The sequence below is a fragment of the Actinopolymorpha sp. B11F2 genome, assembly GCF_040195635.1.
Classification (GTDB): Bacteria; Actinomycetota; Actinomycetes; order Propionibacteriales; family Actinopolymorphaceae; genus Thermasporomyces.
Window position 1 is genome coordinate 1 of record NZ_JBEFTX010000038.1, and the last position, 16,252, is coordinate 16,252.

General features: G+C 68.6%; 13 protein-coding genes. All 13 read left to right on the plus strand.

The window, feature by feature from the left end; genetic code table 11:
- The first annotated feature begins 172 nt into the window (after positions 1 to 172).
- Positions 173 to 1,165 (plus strand): ABC transporter permease, encoded by a 993-nt coding sequence (locus ABN034_RS33700; RefSeq protein ID WP_349695009.1) that lies wholly within the window; start codon positions 173 to 175, stop codon positions 1,163 to 1,165.
- Positions 1,166 to 1,211: 46 nt separating this feature from the next.
- Positions 1,212 to 2,369, plus strand: a complete 1,158-nt coding sequence (locus ABN034_RS33705) for an ABC transporter permease (protein WP_349329254.1) — start codon at positions 1,212 to 1,214, stop codon at positions 2,367 to 2,369.
- An 84-nt stretch (positions 2,370 to 2,453) separates the two neighbouring features.
- Complete coding sequence (locus tag ABN034_RS33710) at positions 2,454 to 4,724, plus strand: ABC transporter ATP-binding protein (RefSeq protein ID WP_349695010.1); 2,271 nt, start codon at positions 2,454 to 2,456, stop codon at positions 4,722 to 4,724.
- A gap of 95 nt (positions 4,725 to 4,819) precedes the next feature.
- On the plus strand, positions 4,820 to 5,857 hold the full coding sequence (argC, locus tag ABN034_RS33715; protein ID WP_349695011.1) for an N-acetyl-gamma-glutamyl-phosphate reductase: 1,038 nt from the start codon (positions 4,820 to 4,822) through the stop codon (positions 5,855 to 5,857).
- Positions 5,854 to 7,005, plus strand: coding sequence for a bifunctional glutamate N-acetyltransferase/amino-acid acetyltransferase ArgJ (gene argJ / locus ABN034_RS33720; RefSeq protein WP_349695012.1), 1,152 nt, complete (start codon positions 5,854 to 5,856; stop codon positions 7,003 to 7,005). Before argC ends, argJ begins: the two co-directional genes overlap by 4 nt.
- Before the next feature lie 64 nt (positions 7,006 to 7,069).
- Positions 7,070 to 7,987: an acetylglutamate kinase gene (gene argB, locus ABN034_RS33725; RefSeq protein ID WP_349329258.1), complete on the plus strand. Its 918-nt coding sequence runs from the start codon at positions 7,070 to 7,072 to the stop codon at positions 7,985 to 7,987.
- Positions 7,984 to 9,192 (plus strand): acetylornithine transaminase, encoded by a 1,209-nt coding sequence (locus ABN034_RS33730; RefSeq protein WP_349695013.1) that lies wholly within the window; start codon positions 7,984 to 7,986, stop codon positions 9,190 to 9,192. Before argB ends, ABN034_RS33730 begins: the two co-directional genes overlap by 4 nt.
- Complete coding sequence (gene argF / locus ABN034_RS33735; protein WP_349695014.1) at positions 9,193 to 10,143, plus strand: ornithine carbamoyltransferase; 951 nt, start codon at positions 9,193 to 9,195, stop codon at positions 10,141 to 10,143.
- Complete coding sequence (locus ABN034_RS33740; RefSeq protein ID WP_349695015.1) at positions 10,140 to 10,721, plus strand: arginine repressor; 582 nt, start codon at positions 10,140 to 10,142, stop codon at positions 10,719 to 10,721. The genes argF and ABN034_RS33740 overlap by 4 nt, the downstream gene beginning before the upstream one ends.
- Positions 10,722 to 10,725: 4 nt before the next feature.
- Complete coding sequence (locus tag ABN034_RS33745) at positions 10,726 to 11,925, plus strand: argininosuccinate synthase (RefSeq protein ID WP_349695016.1); 1,200 nt, start codon at positions 10,726 to 10,728, stop codon at positions 11,923 to 11,925.
- A 219-nt stretch (positions 11,926 to 12,144) separates the two neighbouring features.
- Positions 12,145 to 13,596: an argininosuccinate lyase gene (gene argH / locus ABN034_RS33750; protein ID WP_349695017.1), complete on the plus strand. Its 1,452-nt coding sequence runs from the start codon at positions 12,145 to 12,147 to the stop codon at positions 13,594 to 13,596.
- Positions 13,593 to 14,288, plus strand: coding sequence for a DNA-3-methyladenine glycosylase (locus ABN034_RS33755; RefSeq protein WP_349695018.1), 696 nt, complete (start codon positions 13,593 to 13,595; stop codon positions 14,286 to 14,288). Before argH ends, ABN034_RS33755 begins: the two co-directional genes overlap by 4 nt.
- A gap of 19 nt (positions 14,289 to 14,307) precedes the next feature.
- Entirely contained in the window at positions 14,308 to 15,588 is a 1,281-nt protein-coding gene (gene tyrS / locus ABN034_RS33760) for a tyrosine--tRNA ligase (RefSeq protein ID WP_349695019.1), read from the plus strand.
- Positions 15,589 to 16,252 lie beyond the last annotated feature (664 nt).

Genomic DNA, 16,252 nt, shown 5'->3' on the forward strand with positions numbered 1-16,252 from the left:
AGTGCGGATCCCGGAGAGCTACGGCATCGCGAAGAACAACCTGCACAACATCCCCGAGATCTTCCCGGAGTCACACATCTGGGCCTGCCCGGCCAACACCAACCCGGAGCAGTGGTACTTCTCCTAGGGGCATGTCCGCAAGGCTTCGCTGCGTAGCAGGAGGGCGGCAGTTGTGTTGACCTATATTGGGCGCCGGGTCCTGTTGATGGTGCCCGTGTTGTTCGCCATCTCGGTCGTGGCGTTCGTGATCATCCAGCTGCCGCCTGGCGATTACCTGACGACGTTGGTGTCGCAGTTGCAGGCGCAGGGCGACACGGTGGACCAGGCCCAGCTGGCGCAGCTGTCGGCGCGGTACGGGCTGGACGATCCGGTGTTCGTTCAGTACCTGAAGTGGATCACGAACATCTTGTTCCATGGTGACTTCGGTACGTCGTTCGCGTGGAACAAGCCGGTGTCGTCGCTGCTGGCGGAGCGGCTTCCGTTGACGATCGTTCTGGCTGTGACGACGCTGCTGTTCACCTGGGTCGTCGCGTTCCCGATCGGCGTCTACTCCGCCGTGCGGCAGTACTCCGCCGGTGACTACGCGGCGACGACGCTGGGCTTCCTGGGGCTCGCGATCCCGGAGTTCCTGATCGCGCTGGTGCTGATGTGGATCGGGCTGAACTACTTCGGCCAGAGTGTCGGTGGGTTGTTCTCACCGGAGTGGCAGGACGAGCCGTGGAACCTCGGCAAGCTGATCGACCTGTTGTCTCACTTGTGGGTGCCGGTGGTGGTGTTGGGCATGGCGGGCACGGCGGGCCTGATCCGGGTCCTGCGGGCCAACCTGCTGGATGAGTTGCACAAGCCGTACGTCATCGCCGCCCGGGCACGTGGGATGCCCGAGCGGCGGTTGACGATCAAGTATCCGCTTCGGGTGGCACTGAACCCGTTCGTCTCGACGGTCGGTTGGGTGTTGCCGGGACTGGTGTCCGGTGAGGTCATCGTGGCGCAGGTGCTGTCCCTGCCGACGACCGGGCCGTTGCTGCTGGACTCGCTGAAGAGCCAGGACATGTATCTCGCGGGCTCGGTGATCCTGATCGTGAGTGTGCTGACCGTGATCGGCACGCTGATCTCCGACATCGCGCTGGCCTGGCTGGATCCGCGGGTTCGGTTGAGGTACCGGTGAGAGTTGACGTGGTGGCGACGGGCGACCCGACTGGTGGGAGCAGACCATGACGCAGATAGTGGCACCTGGGCAACAACTGGACCCGCAGTCATCCGGTGCCGTCACGACCGCTGACGAGGCCGCGGTCGCGGTTGCGCCACAGTGGAAGCTGGTGTGGTGGGGCTTCAAGCGGCACCGCCTGGCGATGGTGGGCATGGTCGTCACCGCGGTGATCTACCTGTTGGCGATCTTCGCGGAGTTCCTGGCGCCGTACTCCAGCAGCCACTACAACCCTGACTATGCGTACGCACCGCCGCAGAAGCTGCACGTGCTCGACGGGGGTGACGTCGGGTTGTATGTCTACGGCTACAAGTCCTCCCAGGATCCGGAGACGCTCGAGCTGACCTGGACGACGGATGAGTCGAAGAAGATCCCGGTGAGCTTCTTCGCCAAGGGCGAGGAGTACAAGCTCTTCGGGCTGATTCCCGGCGACCGGCATCTGATCGGGCCGTCGGTCGAGACCAAGAACACGCCGATGTACCTGTTGGGCGCGGACCGTAACGGTCACGACCTGTTGTCGCGGATCATTCACGGGGCGCGGGTCTCGATGTCGATCGGCCTGGTCGGTGTCGGTGTGGCGTTCGTCCTGGGCATCGTGTTGGGCGGGGTGTCGGGGTTCTTCGGCGGCGTCGTCGACACGGTCATCCAGCGCGGGGTGGAGTTCTTCATGTCGATCCCGACGTTGCCGTTGTGGCTCGGTCTGGCGGCCGCGGTACCACCTGGGTGGGGGCCGTTGAAGAGATACTTCGCGGTCACGGTGATCCTGTCGATGATCGCGTGGACGCACCTCGCACGGGTGGTGCGAAGCCGGTTCCTGTCGCTGCGAGAGGAGGACTTCGTGACGGCTGCCCAGGTCGACGGCGCGAGCCAGCCGCGGATCATCTTCCGTCACATGCTTCCGTCGTTCTCCAGCTACCTGATCGCCTCCCTCACCCTGTCGATCCCCGGGATGATCCTGGCCGAGACGTCGCTGTCGTTCCTCGGTCTGGGTCTGCAGGAGCCGGTCGTGAGCTGGGGCGTCCTGCTCCAGCAGGCGCAGAACATCCGCGCGGTGGCGACTGCGCCGTGGCTGTTGTTGCCCGGTTGCCTCGTCGTGGTCACCGTCCTTGCGTTGAACTTCCTGGGTGACGGACTCCGCGATGCGGCCGACCCGTACAAGCACTAGCGGCACCGCCGCAAGCCCGAGCGCCAACCCGCGGCCGATGCAGTTTGGGCCGGCCAGAGCCTCAGCCGCACGCGAGGAGACGTGATGAGCCAGACCCGCGAGACCCGGGAGATCGTCGAAGGCGGGAGCCCCACGCCCGCCGCGACCGGGACGATTGCCACCTCACCGGGTGCCTCCACCGGCAACGGCGAGGAGCCGCTGCTGCAGATCACGGATCTGAAGACGCACTTCCACACGAGTGAAGGTGTCGTACGCGCCGTCGACGGGGTGGACCTGGCGGTCCCGCGGGGCAAGACGCTCTGCGTGGTCGGGGAGTCCGGGTGCGGCAAGTCGGTGACGGCCCGGTCGATCCTGCAGTTGGTCGAGCGCCCGGGCCAGATCGTCAACGGCACCATCAACTGGCGTCCGGACGTCACCGCGGAGTGGTCCGATCTGGCGGCGCTGGACACCCGCGGCGAGGACATCAGGCGGGTCCGCGGTGCCGAGATCGGGATGGTCTTCCAGGAGCCGATGGCGTCCCTGTCGCCGATGTACACGGTCGGCGACCAGCTCATCGAGGCGATCCTGCTGCACGAGGACCTGCCGAAGGCCGAGGCCCGTGAGCGGGCGATCAGCCAGCTGCGCCGGGTGGGTATCCCGCAGCCGGAGCGGCGGGTGGACGCCTTCCCGTTCCAGCTGTCGGGCGGTATGTGCCAGCGGGTGATGATCGCGGTGGCGTTGTCGTGCGACCCGGCCCTGCTGATCGCGGACGAGCCCACGACGGCGCTGGACGTGACGACGCAGGCGCGGATCCTCGACCTGCTGGGTGATCTGCAGGACCAGACCGGCATGGCGATGGTGTTCATCACCCACGACCTGGGAGTGGTCGCCGAGATCGCCGACGAGGTGACGGTGATGTACCTCGGCAAGGTCGCCGAGCACGGCACCGTGACGGAGATCTTCGAAGCGCCAAAGCATCCGTACACCCAGGCGTTGCTGCGGTCGATCCCGACGATGCGGGGCACCTCGGACCGGCAGCGGCTCGCCACCATTCGTGGGATGGTCCCGCACCCGCAGAACCGTCCGTCCGGGTGCCCGTTCCACACCCGGTGCGAGCACGCGATCGCCGGGCTGTGTGAGACGACCGATCCGCCGTTGATCCGGTTCGCTTCCGGCCAGATCGCGCAGTGTCACCTGTACGAACCGGACGGCCAGCTCAAGGAGTCCGAGGCGCCGAAGGTCGCCGCTGCCAAGACGGCCGCCCACGGTGGTGACGGCGGTGGGGGCGCCCACGCCGCGTCGTCGACCACCACCCGGTCGCGGCGGTTGGCTGAGGCGGCAAGTGCCCAGACCAAGGCGCTGGTCGACATTCGCGACCTGGCCATGCACTTCCCGATCAAGCGCGGGATGTTCGGCCGTTCTGCGGGGGCGATCCGCGCGGTCGACGGCGTCGACCTCACCATCCAGCCGGGCGAAACGCTCGGTCTGGTGGGGGAGTCCGGCTGTGGCAAGACGACCGTGGGGCGCTGCCTGGCGAGGGTGCTCACCCCGACCGGTGGGCAGATCAACTACCAGACATCCTCCGGTCAGACCGTTGACCTGGCCGGGCTGAGCACGCGGGAGCTCAAGGCGTACCGCCGGGAGATCCGGGTCGTCTTCCAGGACCCCTTCTCCTCCCTCAACCCGCGGATGACGCTGCTGCAGCTTGTCGGCGAGCCGTTGAAGACGAACGAACTGGCCACGGGGTCGGCGATCCAGGACCGAGTGGCGGAGATGCTGCGCCGGGTGGGCCTGCGGCCGGAGTACATGCACCGCTACCCGCACGCGTTCTCCGGTGGTGAGCGGCAGCGGATCAACATCGCCCGTGCCCTGATCACCGAGCCCCGGCTGGTGATCTGCGACGAGGCGGTCTCGGCGCTGGATGTGTCGGTGCGGGCGCAGATCCTCAACCTGCTCGCGGACCTACAGGACGAGTTCAACCTGACCTACCTGTTCATCTCCCACGACCTCTCGGTCATCGAGCACCTGTGTGACCGAGTCACGGTGATGTACCTCGGCAAGATCGTCGAGACCGCCGAGACATCAGCGCTGTACTCCAAGCCGGACCACCCCTACACCGAGGCGCTCCTCAACGCCGTACCCCTGCCCGACCCGCAGAAGCGGCGTGGCCGGCACGAGCACGCCCTTCCCGACGACCTTCCCGACCCCTCGAACCCACCGCCCGGGTGCCTGTTCCACACCCGCTGCCCCCACGTCCACCCCGAACGCTGCAACTCCGAGATCCCCGAGCTGCGGACAACAGGCGACGGCCACGTCGCCGCCTGCCACTACTCCGAGAGCCTCACCCTCGCCGGGGCCGCGGGCACCCGGCGCTGACTCCGACCGCGCCCAACGGGCCGGTTGCATGAGATTGCGCTGTACGGCATACTCATGCACTGGTCGTGGTGGAGCGGGATCGAGGAGTCGAGCGCATGGGTTTCACGGTGGCGGTCGCCGGCGCGAGCGGGTATGCCGGTGGCGAGGTGTTACGCCTCCTCCTCGGACATCCCGAGATCGAGATCGGGGCGCTGACGGCGGCCGCGAGTGCCGGCACCCGCCTCGGCCAGCATCATCCCCACCTGGTGGGGCTCGCCGATGAGGTGCTCGGCGAGACCACGACCGGGCAGCTTGCAGGACATGACGTCGTGTTCCTGGCGTTGCCGCACGGGCAGTCCGGCGCGGTGGCGGCGAGCCTTCCCGACGACACGCTGGTGATCGACTGCGGTGCCGACTTCCGGCTGGCCGACGCGGCCGACTGGGAGCGGTGGTACGGCGGGAAGCACGCGGGGACCTGGCCCTACGGCCTGCCTGAGTTGCCCGGCCAGCGCGAGAAGCTGCGTACGGCACGGCGGATCGCGGTCCCGGGGTGCTATCCAACCGTGTCGAGCCTCGCGTTGTACCCGGCGGTGGCTGCCGGACTCGTCCGACCGGAGGACGTGGTGATCGTGGCGGCGTCGGGCACGTCCGGTGCCGGTCGTACGCCGAAGCCGCACCTGCTCGGGAGCGAGGTCATGGGTTCCACCTCGGCGTACTCCGTTGGCGGCACGCACCGGCACACGCCCGAGATCGAGCAGAACCTGCGCCCGGCGGCGGGACCTGACCAGAAGGTCTCGGTGTCGTTCACGCCGGTCCTGGTGCCCATGCCGCGCGGGATCCTCGCGACGTGCACGGCCAAGGTGCAAGGTGAGATTGACACCGCCCGGGCGCGGGAGGCGTACGCCGAAGCGTGGGCAGGCGAGCCGTTCCTCCACCTGCTGCCGGAGGGGTCCTGGCCCACGACGGCGGCGACCCTCGGCGCCAATGCCGTGCATGCGCAGGTCACCGTCGACGAACGTGCCGGGCGGCTCGTCGCGGTCGCCGCGATCGACAACCTGACCAAGGGCACCGCCGGTGGTGGCGTCCAGTGCATGAACCTCGCTCTCGGCCTGCCGGAGACGACAGGCCTCACCACGATCGGACTGGCACCATGAGCGTCACGACGCCCCAGGGATTCCGCGCCACCGGCGTGACGGCCGGACTGAAGCCGAGCGGCAAGCCCGACATCGCCCTCGTCGTCAACGACGGGCCAAGTTTCGCCGCCGCGGCGGTCTTCACGGCCAACCGCTGTAAGGCGAATCCCGTGTTGTGGAGCGAGCAGGCCTGCAAGGACGGGCAGGTCCGTGCCGTCGTCATCAACTCCGGTGGCGCCAACTGCTACACCGGCACCGAGGGTTTCCAGAACACCCATGCGTCGGCGGAGCTCGTCGCCGCCAAGCTGGGCATCGGCGCGATCGATGTCGCCGTCTGCTCGACGGGCCTCATCGGCGAGCAGTTGCAGCGGGAGAAGCTGCTCGCCGGCATCGCCGACGCCGCCGCGCAACTTGCGGTTGACGGTGGTGATGACGCCGCCACGGCGATCATGACGACCGACACGCGATCGAAGCAGGCGATGTATGCGGGGACCGGCTGGAGCGTGGGCGGCATGGCGAAGGGTGCGGGGATGCTGGCACCGTCGCTCGCCACGATGCTTGTGGTGCTCACCACCGATGCCGACGTCGATGCGGCGACTGTCAACCGCGCCTTGCGCGAGGCGACGGCCGCGACCTTCGACCGGCTCGACTCCGACGGCTGCATGTCGACCAACGACACTGTCCTGTTGATGGCGAGCGGCGCCGCTGGGGTCACGCCCGCGTACGACGAGTTCGCCACCGCGGTGGGCGAGGTCTGCCACGACCTCGCCCAACAGCTCATCAGTGACGCGGAGGGCGCCGAGCACGACATCGCGATCGAGGTGGTGAACGCCGCCAGTGAGGCCGATGCGCTCGAGGTCGGCCGGTCGATCGCGCGGAACAACCTGTTCAAGTGCGCGGTCTTCGGCAAGGACCCCAACTGGGGCAGGATTCTCGCCGCCGTGGGTACGACGGACGCGGCGTTCGACCCGGCGACCCTCGACGTGGCGTTCAATGGCGTGTGGGTCTGCCGCGACGGCGGCATCGGCGAGTCCCGCGACCTGGTGGACCTGTCTGCCCGTCAGGTGAAGGTGAGCGTCGATCTCAAGGCAGGCAGCGAGTCCGCCACCATCTGGACCAACGATCTGACTCATGCGTACGTCCACGAGAACTCGGCGTACTCCACCTGAACACCACCTGGACACCACCTGAGAACGGGCGGCCGGACGAGATCATGAACCTCTTGAAGAGCCTATGAGCACGGTGAAGAAGCGCGACCAGACCGAGGCGCAGACGAAGGCCGGAACACTGATCGAGGCGTTGCCCTGGTTGGAGGAGTTCCACGGCTCGATCGTCGTCATCAAGTACGGCGGCAACGCGATGACCGACGACACGCTCAAGCGAGCTTTCGCGGAGGACATCGTCTTCCTGCGTTATGCCGGCCTGCGTCCCGTCGTCGTCCACGGCGGCGGTCCGCAGATCAGCGAGATGCTCGGCCGGCTCGACATCACCAGCGAGTTCCGCGGCGGGCTGCGGGTCACCACGCCGGAGGCGATGGAAGTCGTCCGGATGGTGCTCGTCGGCCAGGTCGGCCGGGAACTCGTCGGACTGGTCAACTCCCACGGCCCGTTCGCGGTGGGGCTGTCGGGAGAGGACGCGGGCCTCTTCACCGCCGAACGACGGATGGCGACCGTCGACGGCGAGGAGGTCGACATCGGTCTGGTCGGTGACGTCGTCTCGGTGCGGCCCGAGGCGGTGCGGGATCTGATCGACGCGGGCCGCATTCCGGTGGTCTCCAGCGTGGCGCCCGACATCGATGGCCTGGTCCACAACGTCAACGCCGACACGGCCGCCGGCGCTCTCGCGGTCGCGTTGGGCGCCCGGAAGCTCGTCGTCCTCACCGACGTCGAGGGTCTCTACCGCGACTGGTCGGCCGGCGGTACGAATGGCGAGGTGATCAGCGAGCTCGACGCCGACGAGCTGACCGATCTCCTGCCCACCCTGGCGTCGGGCATGGTCCCGAAGATGGAGGCGTGCCTCCGGGCGGTTCAGGGTGGCGTGCCCCAGGCGCACGTGATCGACGGCAGGGTGGCGCATTCGCTGCTGTTGGAAGTGTTCACCAACGAGGGGATCGGCACGATGGTCGTGCCGACGACGAAGGAGGAGACGTGAGTCTCGCGCCGCAGTACGACGCATGGGCCGACCGGTTCGAAGCGGCCCTGATGCCGACCTACGGTCGTCCCCCGGTGGCGCTGGCGCGCGGCGAGGGGTGCGCGGTGTGGGACGTCGACGGCAAGCGGTACCTCGACTTCATCGCCGGCATCGCCGTGTCGTCCCTGGGACACGCCCATCCTGCCCTCGTCGAGGCTGTGTCGCGGCAGGTGGCGACCATCGCGCACACGTCCAACCTCTTCCTGCACCAGCCGGAGGTCCTGCTTGCCGAGAAGCTGCTCGCACTGCTGGGGCACGAGGGGCGCGTCTTCTTCACCAACAGCGGGACCGAAGCCAACGAAGCGGCGTTCAAGCTCGTCCGCCGGCACGCCGCCGGCACCGGTCGAGGGTTCGTCGTCGCCGCGCTGGACGGCTTCCACGGCAGGACGATGGGCGCCCTCGCACTCACCGGCAAGGCGGCCATCCGCGAGCCTTTCGCACCGTTCGGTGTCGATGTGCGGTTCGTGCCGTACGGCGATGCCGCGGCGCTGAAGGAGGCGGTCACCGACGAGTGCGCGGGGCTGTTCCTGGAGCCGGCGTTGGGGGAGGGCGGGGTGGTCCCGGCGCCGGACGGGTACCTCGCGGCGGCCCGGGAGATCTGTGACGCGACGGGTGCGGTGTTCGTCCTCGACGAGATCCAGAGCGGCATCGGGCGTACCGGCTGGTGGTTCGCCCATGCCCGCGACGACGTGCGGCCCGACGTCCTTACGCTCGCCAAGGGTCTCGGCGGCGGGCTGCCGATCGGGGCGTGCATTGGCGTGGGTGAGTTCGGCACGACCTTCGACAAGAGTGAGCACGGCTCGACGTTCGGCGGTAACCCGGTCGCGTGTGCGGCCGCGCTCGCGGTCCTCGAGACGATCGAGCGGGACGACCTGCTCGGGAACGCCGCGACGATCGGTGGAGAGCTCGCTGACGGCATCGCCACGCTCAGCCATCCCTTGCTGGGAGGCGTCCGCGGTCGTGGTCTGTGGCTCGCCGCCGTCCTCACCCAGCCGAGGGCCGCCGCGGTGCAGGCGGCCGCGCAGGACGCGGGATTCCTGGTCAACGCCGTCCAGCCGGACGCCGTACGCCTGGCCCCGCCGCTCGTCGTCACCATCACCGAGGTGCAAGCTCTCCTTGACGCGTTCCCGGCGATCCTCGACGCCGGCCTGGAGAGGGAGGCGTAGATGGTGCGGCACTTCCTGCGCGACGACGACCTGTCCCCCGAAGAACAGACCCGGGTCCTCGATCTCGCCGACGCGATGAAGAAGGACCGGTTCGCGGCGCGTCCGCTGGCGGGACCGCAGGCGGTCGCGATCCTCTTCGACAAGCCGACCCTGCGTACTCAGACGTCGTTCACGGTAGGTGTCGCCGAACTCGGCGGCCATCCGATGGTCGTCGACGCCCGCCTGGCACAGGTGGGCGTACGCGAGTCGATCGCCGACACCGCGCGCGTGCTCGGTCGGCAGGTCGCGGCGGTCGTGTGGCGGACGTACGGCCAGGATCGGATCGAGGAGATGGCGGCGCATGCCGGCGTGCCCGTGGTCAATGCGCTCACCGACGACTTCCACCCGTGCCAGGTGCTCGCCGACCTGCAGACGATCCGTGAGCAGAAGGGCCGGCTGGCGGGCCTTCGCCTGACCTACCTCGGCGACGGTGCGAACAACATGGCGCATTCGTACCTCCTGGGCGGTGCGGTCGCGGGCATGCACGTCCGCATCGGCACCCCGGACGCCTACCAACCTGATCCCGGCATCCTCGATCGGGCGGCGGCGATCGCCCGCGAGACCGGCGGTTCCGTCGCGGTCCTGCACGACCCGCGCAAGGCACTGGAGGGCACCGACGTCGTGGCGACCGACACGTGGGTCTCGATGGGCCAGGAGGACGAGGCCGACGACCGCAGCGCGCCGTTCGTGCCGTACGCCGTCACCGAGGACGCGATGGCCCACGCGGCACCGGACGCGATCGTGCTGCACTGCCTGCCGGCGTACCGGGGCAAGGAGATCGCCGCCAGCGTGATCGACGGCCCGCGGAGCGTGGTCTGGGACGAGGCGGAGAACCGCCTGCACGCACAGAAGGCGCTGCTCACGTTCCTGCTGGATCCGTCGTCGCGCGCGTCGGGAGGGCGACGACGATGACCGGGGAGCAGCAGCTGACGCCGAAGTGGCCGGCGACGAAGACGGCCCGCCAGCAGTACATCGTCGAGGTCCTGTCCCGCTCGGCCGTGCGTTCGCAGTCCGAACTCGTCGAGCGGCTTGCCGAGGCGGGGATCGCGGTGACGCAGGCCACCCTGTCCCGAGACCTCGACGACCTCGGCGCGGTCCGCGTCCGCAGCCCCGCCGGCGCCCTCGTCTACGCCCTGCCGGGTGAAGGCGGCGACCGGACCCCGCGGGCGGCACCGGACGCGCCGGCGGCAGCGGAGAGCCGGCTCGCCCGGGTCTGTGGTGAGCTGCTGGTGTCGGCAGTGGCGTCGGCCAACCTGGTGGTGCTGCGGACGCCGCCGGGTGCCGCGCAGTTCTTCGCGTCCGCGCTCGACCACGCGGAGATCGCCGACATCCTCGGCACGATTGCCGGCGACGACACCGTGCTCGTCGTCGCGCGAGATCCGGCGGGCGGTGACGCCATCGCCGACCAGCTGCTCGTGCTGGCCCGCCAGCACCGCCCCGGCGGGCGACCGCCGACCCCTACTGGACCTGAGAAAGCTTCGAAGGAGTAACACCATGACCGAGCGGGTAGTTCTCGCCTACTCCGGAGGCCTCGACACCTCCGTGGCGATTGGATGGATCGCCGACCAGACCGGTGCCGAGGTGGTCGCATGCGCGATCGACGTCGGCCAGGGCGGCGAAGATCTCGAGACCGTACGCAAGCGGGCGCTGGAATGCGGCGCGGTCGAGGCGGTCGTCGTCGACGCGAAGGACGAGTACGCCGAGGAGTTCTGCATGCCGGCGTTGGCGGCCAACGCCCTCTACATGGATCGCTACCCGCTGGTGTCGGCCCTGTCACGTCCCCTCATCGTGCGGCACCTCGTCGCTGCCGCGAAGGATCACGGCGCATCCGTCGTCGCACACGGCTGCACCGGAAAGGGCAACGACCAGGTGCGGTTCGAGGTGGGCGTGGGCGCGCTGGCGCCGGACCTGAAGGTGCTCGCCCCGGTCCGCGACTTCGCATGGACGCGGGAGCAGGCGATCTCCTACGCCGAGCAGCACGGCCTGCCGATCGACGTCTCGAAGAAGTCGCCGTTCTCCATCGACCAGAACGTCTGGGGTCGCGCGGTCGAGACGGGCTTCCTCGAGGACCTGTGGAACGCGCCCACCGAGGAGGTCTACGACTACACCCAGGACCCGTCGTTGGCACGGGAGCCGGATGAGGTCGTGGTGTCGTTCGTGGCGGGACGGCCGGTGGCGATCGACGGCATACCGGTGACACCGCTCCAGGCGATCCAGCAGCTCAACGCCCGGGCAGGTGCCCAGGGGGTCGGCCGGCTCGACATGGTGGAGGACCGGCTGGTCGGGATCAAGAGCCGGGAGGTGTACGAAGCGCCCGGCGCGATCGCACTCATCGCCGCACACCAGGAACTGGAGAACGTCACCGTCGAGCGGGATCTCGCCCGGTTCAAGCGGCAGGTCGAGCAGCGCTGGACCGAGTTGGTCTACGACGGTCTGTGGTTCTCGCCGCTCAAGCAGGCGCTGGATGCCTTCGTCGTCGACTCGCAGACGTACGTCTCGGGCGAGGTCCGGATGGTGCTGCACGGCGGCCGCGCGGTGGTCAACGGCCGGCGTTCGGAGTCCTCGCTCTACGACTTCAACCTCGCGACCTACGACGAGGGCGACGCGTTCGACCAGTCGCTCGCGCGGGGCTTCGTCGAGCTGTGGGGACTCCCGAGCAAGATCGCCGCCAAGCGCGACCAGGCCCACCCCTGACGGAACGACCGACAGAAACGGAGGGGCCTTACCCCCGCGCGGCGCTGACGACGGTGGTCCGCGGGAGGAGACCTCTCCGGTGATCATGATCGTGATCATGAAGGTTTTCGGGGTCCATACGCCCCTTTCCCTTCATGATCATGGAGGACTGGCGATTTCAGTCCGGGAGCTACTTTCAGTCCGGGAGCTACTCTCAGGTCCGGGAGCTAAGGGACGAGTGTGAGCAACGAACAGCCACCGGGTCAGCCGGTATCCGACGCCCAGGCCACGAGACTGTGGGGCGGCCGCTTCACCGGCGGGCCCGCGGAGGCACTGGCCGCCCTGTCGCGGTCGGTGCAGTTCGACTGGCGACTCGCGCCGTACGACATCCGCCAGACCGGAGCACACGCCCGCGTGCTGCACCGCGCGGGCCTGCTCACCGCCGTCGAGCTCGACAGGGTGACCGTCGCCCTCGACGAGCTCGACACCGCCGTACGCCGGGGTGATCTCCTGCCCCAGCCCGACGACGAGGACGTCCACACGGCGGTCGAACGCGAGCTCGTCGCCCGGCTGGGCCCTCTCGGCGGCAAGCTCCGCGCCGGCCGCAGCCGCAACGACCAGGTGGCGACCGACTTCCGGCTCTACCTCCGCGACCAGGCACGTCACCTCGCGGCCGCGATCGGCGACCTCCAGCGGGCCCTGCTCGACCAGGCCGAGCACCATGCGGCCACCCCCGCGCCCGGGTTCACCCACCTCCAGCATGCCCAGCCGGTGTCGTTCGGCCACGAGCTCGCCAAGCACGTCCATGCGCTCGCCCGCGACGTCGACCGTCTCCGCGACTGGGACACCCGCACCGCGGTCTCACCGCTCGGCTCCGGTGCGCTCGCAGGGTCCTCTCTGCCGCTGGATCCCGAGGCGGTGGCCGCCGAGCTGGGCTTCACCCGCGCCGCCGAGAACTCCCTCGATGCCGTGTCCGACCGGGACTTCGTGGCCGAGTTCCTCTTCTGTACGGCGATGCTGGGCGTGCACCTGTCCCGGCTCGGCGAGGAGTACTGCCTGTGGGCGTCCACGGAGTTCGGCTGGGTCCGGCTCGACGACGCGTTCGCCACAGGGTCGTCGATCATGCCGCAGAAGAAGAACCCCGACATCGCCGAACTCGTCCGCGGCAAGTCGGGCCGTCTCATCGGCCACCTCACGGGCCTGCTCGCGACCCTCAAGGGCCTGCCATTCGCGTACAACCGGGACCTGCAGGAGGACAAGGAGCCGGTCTTCGACGCGGTCGAGCAACTCCTCCTCGTGCTGCCCGCGATGACTGGCATGGTGGCGACCTCGAGATTCGACGCCGAACACATGGCCGCCGCCGCACCCCTCGGGTTCGCGCTCGCCACGGACATTGCCGAGTGGCTGGTACGACAGGGCGTCGCGTTCCGGGACGCGCACGAGATCGCCGGCGCGTGCGTTCAGGAGTGTGAGAAGCGCGGCATCGACCTCACCGATCTCAGCGACGAGGACCTCGCCGGTATCTCGCGTCATCTCACCCCTGAGGTGCGTACCGTCCTGACCGTGCAAGGCGCCCTTGACGCCCGGTCGGCCACTGGTGGCACGGCGCCCGCCCGGGTCCGCGAGCAGCTCGCCGACCTGAGGGAGCGGGTGGCGGCAGGCGTGGGCTGGGCCGGACAGTCGCCGGCATGACCGACGATCTGCGTGGCCTCTTCGACCGGCCCGTGCTCCAGGCAGCTCCCATGCTGCTCAACCAGATCATCGAGCACCAGACCGACGAGGGCTTGGTCGCGGTCCGTCTCACCGAGGTCGAGGCGTACGACGGTCACAACGACCCCGGATCGCACGCCTATCGCGGCCAGACCGCGCGCAACACCGTGATGTTCGGCCCGCCTGGACACGTCTACGTCTACTTCACCTACGGCATGCACTGGTGCATGAACCTCGTCTGCGGCCCGGACGGTACCCCCTCCGCGGTGCTCCTCCGCGCCGGCGAGGTGGTCGAGGGGGAGGATCTGGCCCGGAGCCGGCGATCCGCGGCGCGGTCGGCGCGCGATCTCGCCCGCGGACCGGCCCGGTTGGCCCAGGCACTCGGCGTCGACAAGGCCTGCAACGGCCTGGACATCTGTGACCCCACATCTGCGCTGCGGATCCGGCAGGCGCCACGGATCCCGCGGTCGCGCATCCGCCGTGGGCCGCGGGTCGGCCTCGCCGGCGCCGCCGAGCGTCCCTGGCGGTTCCACACGGTGGGGGAGCCGACCGTCTCGGTCTACCGGCCACACACCCCCAAACGCCGTCGTACCGGCGAATCGGTTTCACAAGCGCCCGACCCCTCGGGCACTCTTGGAGGCGGACCTTCCGGCCAACCGGCCGGACGCTCATGAAATCACGGAAGGAACAACGGTGACCGAAGACATTCTCGACGAGTTGCACTGGCGTGGCCTGGTCGCTGAGTCGACCGACGAAGCCGCGCTCCGGGAGGCACTCCAGTCGGGACCGGTCACCTATTACTGCGGTTTCGACCCGACCGCGCCCAGCCTGCACCACGGTCACCTCGTGCAGCTCATCACGATGCGCCGCCTGCAACTCGCCGGCCACGATCCGCTGGCGCTGGTCGGTGGCTGCACCGGCCTGATCGGCGATCCGAAGCCGGACGCCGAGCGGACGCTGCATCCGCCCGAGGTGGTCGCCAGTTGGGTCGAGGAGATCAAGCGTCAGATCGAGCCGATCCTGGCCTTCGAAGGCCCCCACGCCGCCCGGCTGGTCAACAACCTCGACTGGACGGCGGAGCTGAGGGCGATCGACTTCCTTCGCGACGTCGGCAAGCACTTCCGAATCAACCGGATGCTGGCCAAGGAGGCGGTCAGGGCTCGGATGGAACGCGATATCGGGATCAGTTACACCGAGTTCAGCTACCAGATCCTGCAGGCTCTGGACTACCGCGAGCTGTTCCTGCGGTACGGCTGCACGCTGCAGTACGGCGGCAGCGACCAGTGGGGCAACATCACCGCGGGTGTCGACCTGCTCCGGCGCTCCGAAGGGGCGACCGTCCACGCCCTCGCGACGCCGCTGCTCACAAAGGCAGACGGAACGAAGTACGGCAAGTCCGAAGGCAACGCGATCTGGTTGTCGCCGTCGATGATGTCGCCGTACGCCTTCTACCAGTTCTGGATCAACATCGAGGACGCTGATGTCAGCAGTCACCTGAGGTTCATGAGCTTCAGGTCGCGTGAGGAGATCGAGGAACTGGAGAAGGCGACCGCTGAGCGGCCCGCCGCGCGGGAAGGGCAACGCGCACTGGCCGAGGAACTGACGACGCTGGTGCACGGCGCGGACGAGTGCGCCCGGGTGGTCGCCGCTTCCCAGGCACTCTTCGGCCGTGGCGAACTCGCGGACGTCGACGAACGCACCCTCGACGCGGCACTGCGGGAGGCACCGAACATCCGTGTCGAAACGGGCGAGACACTCCCGGCTGTGGTCGATCTGCTGGCCGAGTCCGGTCTGGCGCAGAGCCGCGGTGCGGCGCGCCGCACGATCAGCGAGGGTGGCGCCTACCTCAACAACGTCCGGATCGAGGACGTCGACGTGGTGCCGACCGGCACGGATCTCCTTCACGGGCGGTGGCTGGTGCTTCGTCGCGGGCGACGCAACGTGGCCGGCGTCGAGGTGATCCGGACCACATGATCCGGCCGTAGGAGGCGAAGCGCCAGGCCCGCTAGTGGCAGCAATCGGCAGTCGTGGGACCGGGGTCCCGTGGCTCAGGGAGACCTGGGGCGTGACTTGCTCCGATCCTTCCTGGTCCACGGGACGACCTGGACTTGACTCTGGATCGCTGCGTACGTAAGGTTCCTATTCGCCTCGCAGGGAAGTGCGGGACGCCCATCGGGCGGCCGAACCCGCGAGGAATCCTTCGAAACCTACTCAGACCGGCGCGTTCTGCGCGCCCTGGTCTGGTCGGCGGACAGGGGCCGGATCCACGGGCCTCCCGATTTGACCGGGTTGCCAGCGAAACGGTAGCTTCAAGGTCCTCGCCGAGGAGCGGGACGCTGAAAGGCGGCCGGCCAGGTGAGGATCCCACCAGATGCGATCTGCAGGGTGCTTCGTGCGCCCTACTGATGGCCACGGTGGGGATCGGGTTCCACCACATCGACTCGTCGGTGCGATGGAGTCCACAACCCTAGTCACCCAGGCGGCGAACCCGAGGGTTCCGCGGCTTGGAGTGCCTGATCTTTGAGAACTCAACAGCGTGCCGATAGTCGATGGTTTTGTGTTGTTTTGGCTCATGGCGCATTTTGTGTGTTGTGGGTTTGTGTTTTTTTGGGGCCTGTTTTGGGCTTTCTGTTGGTTT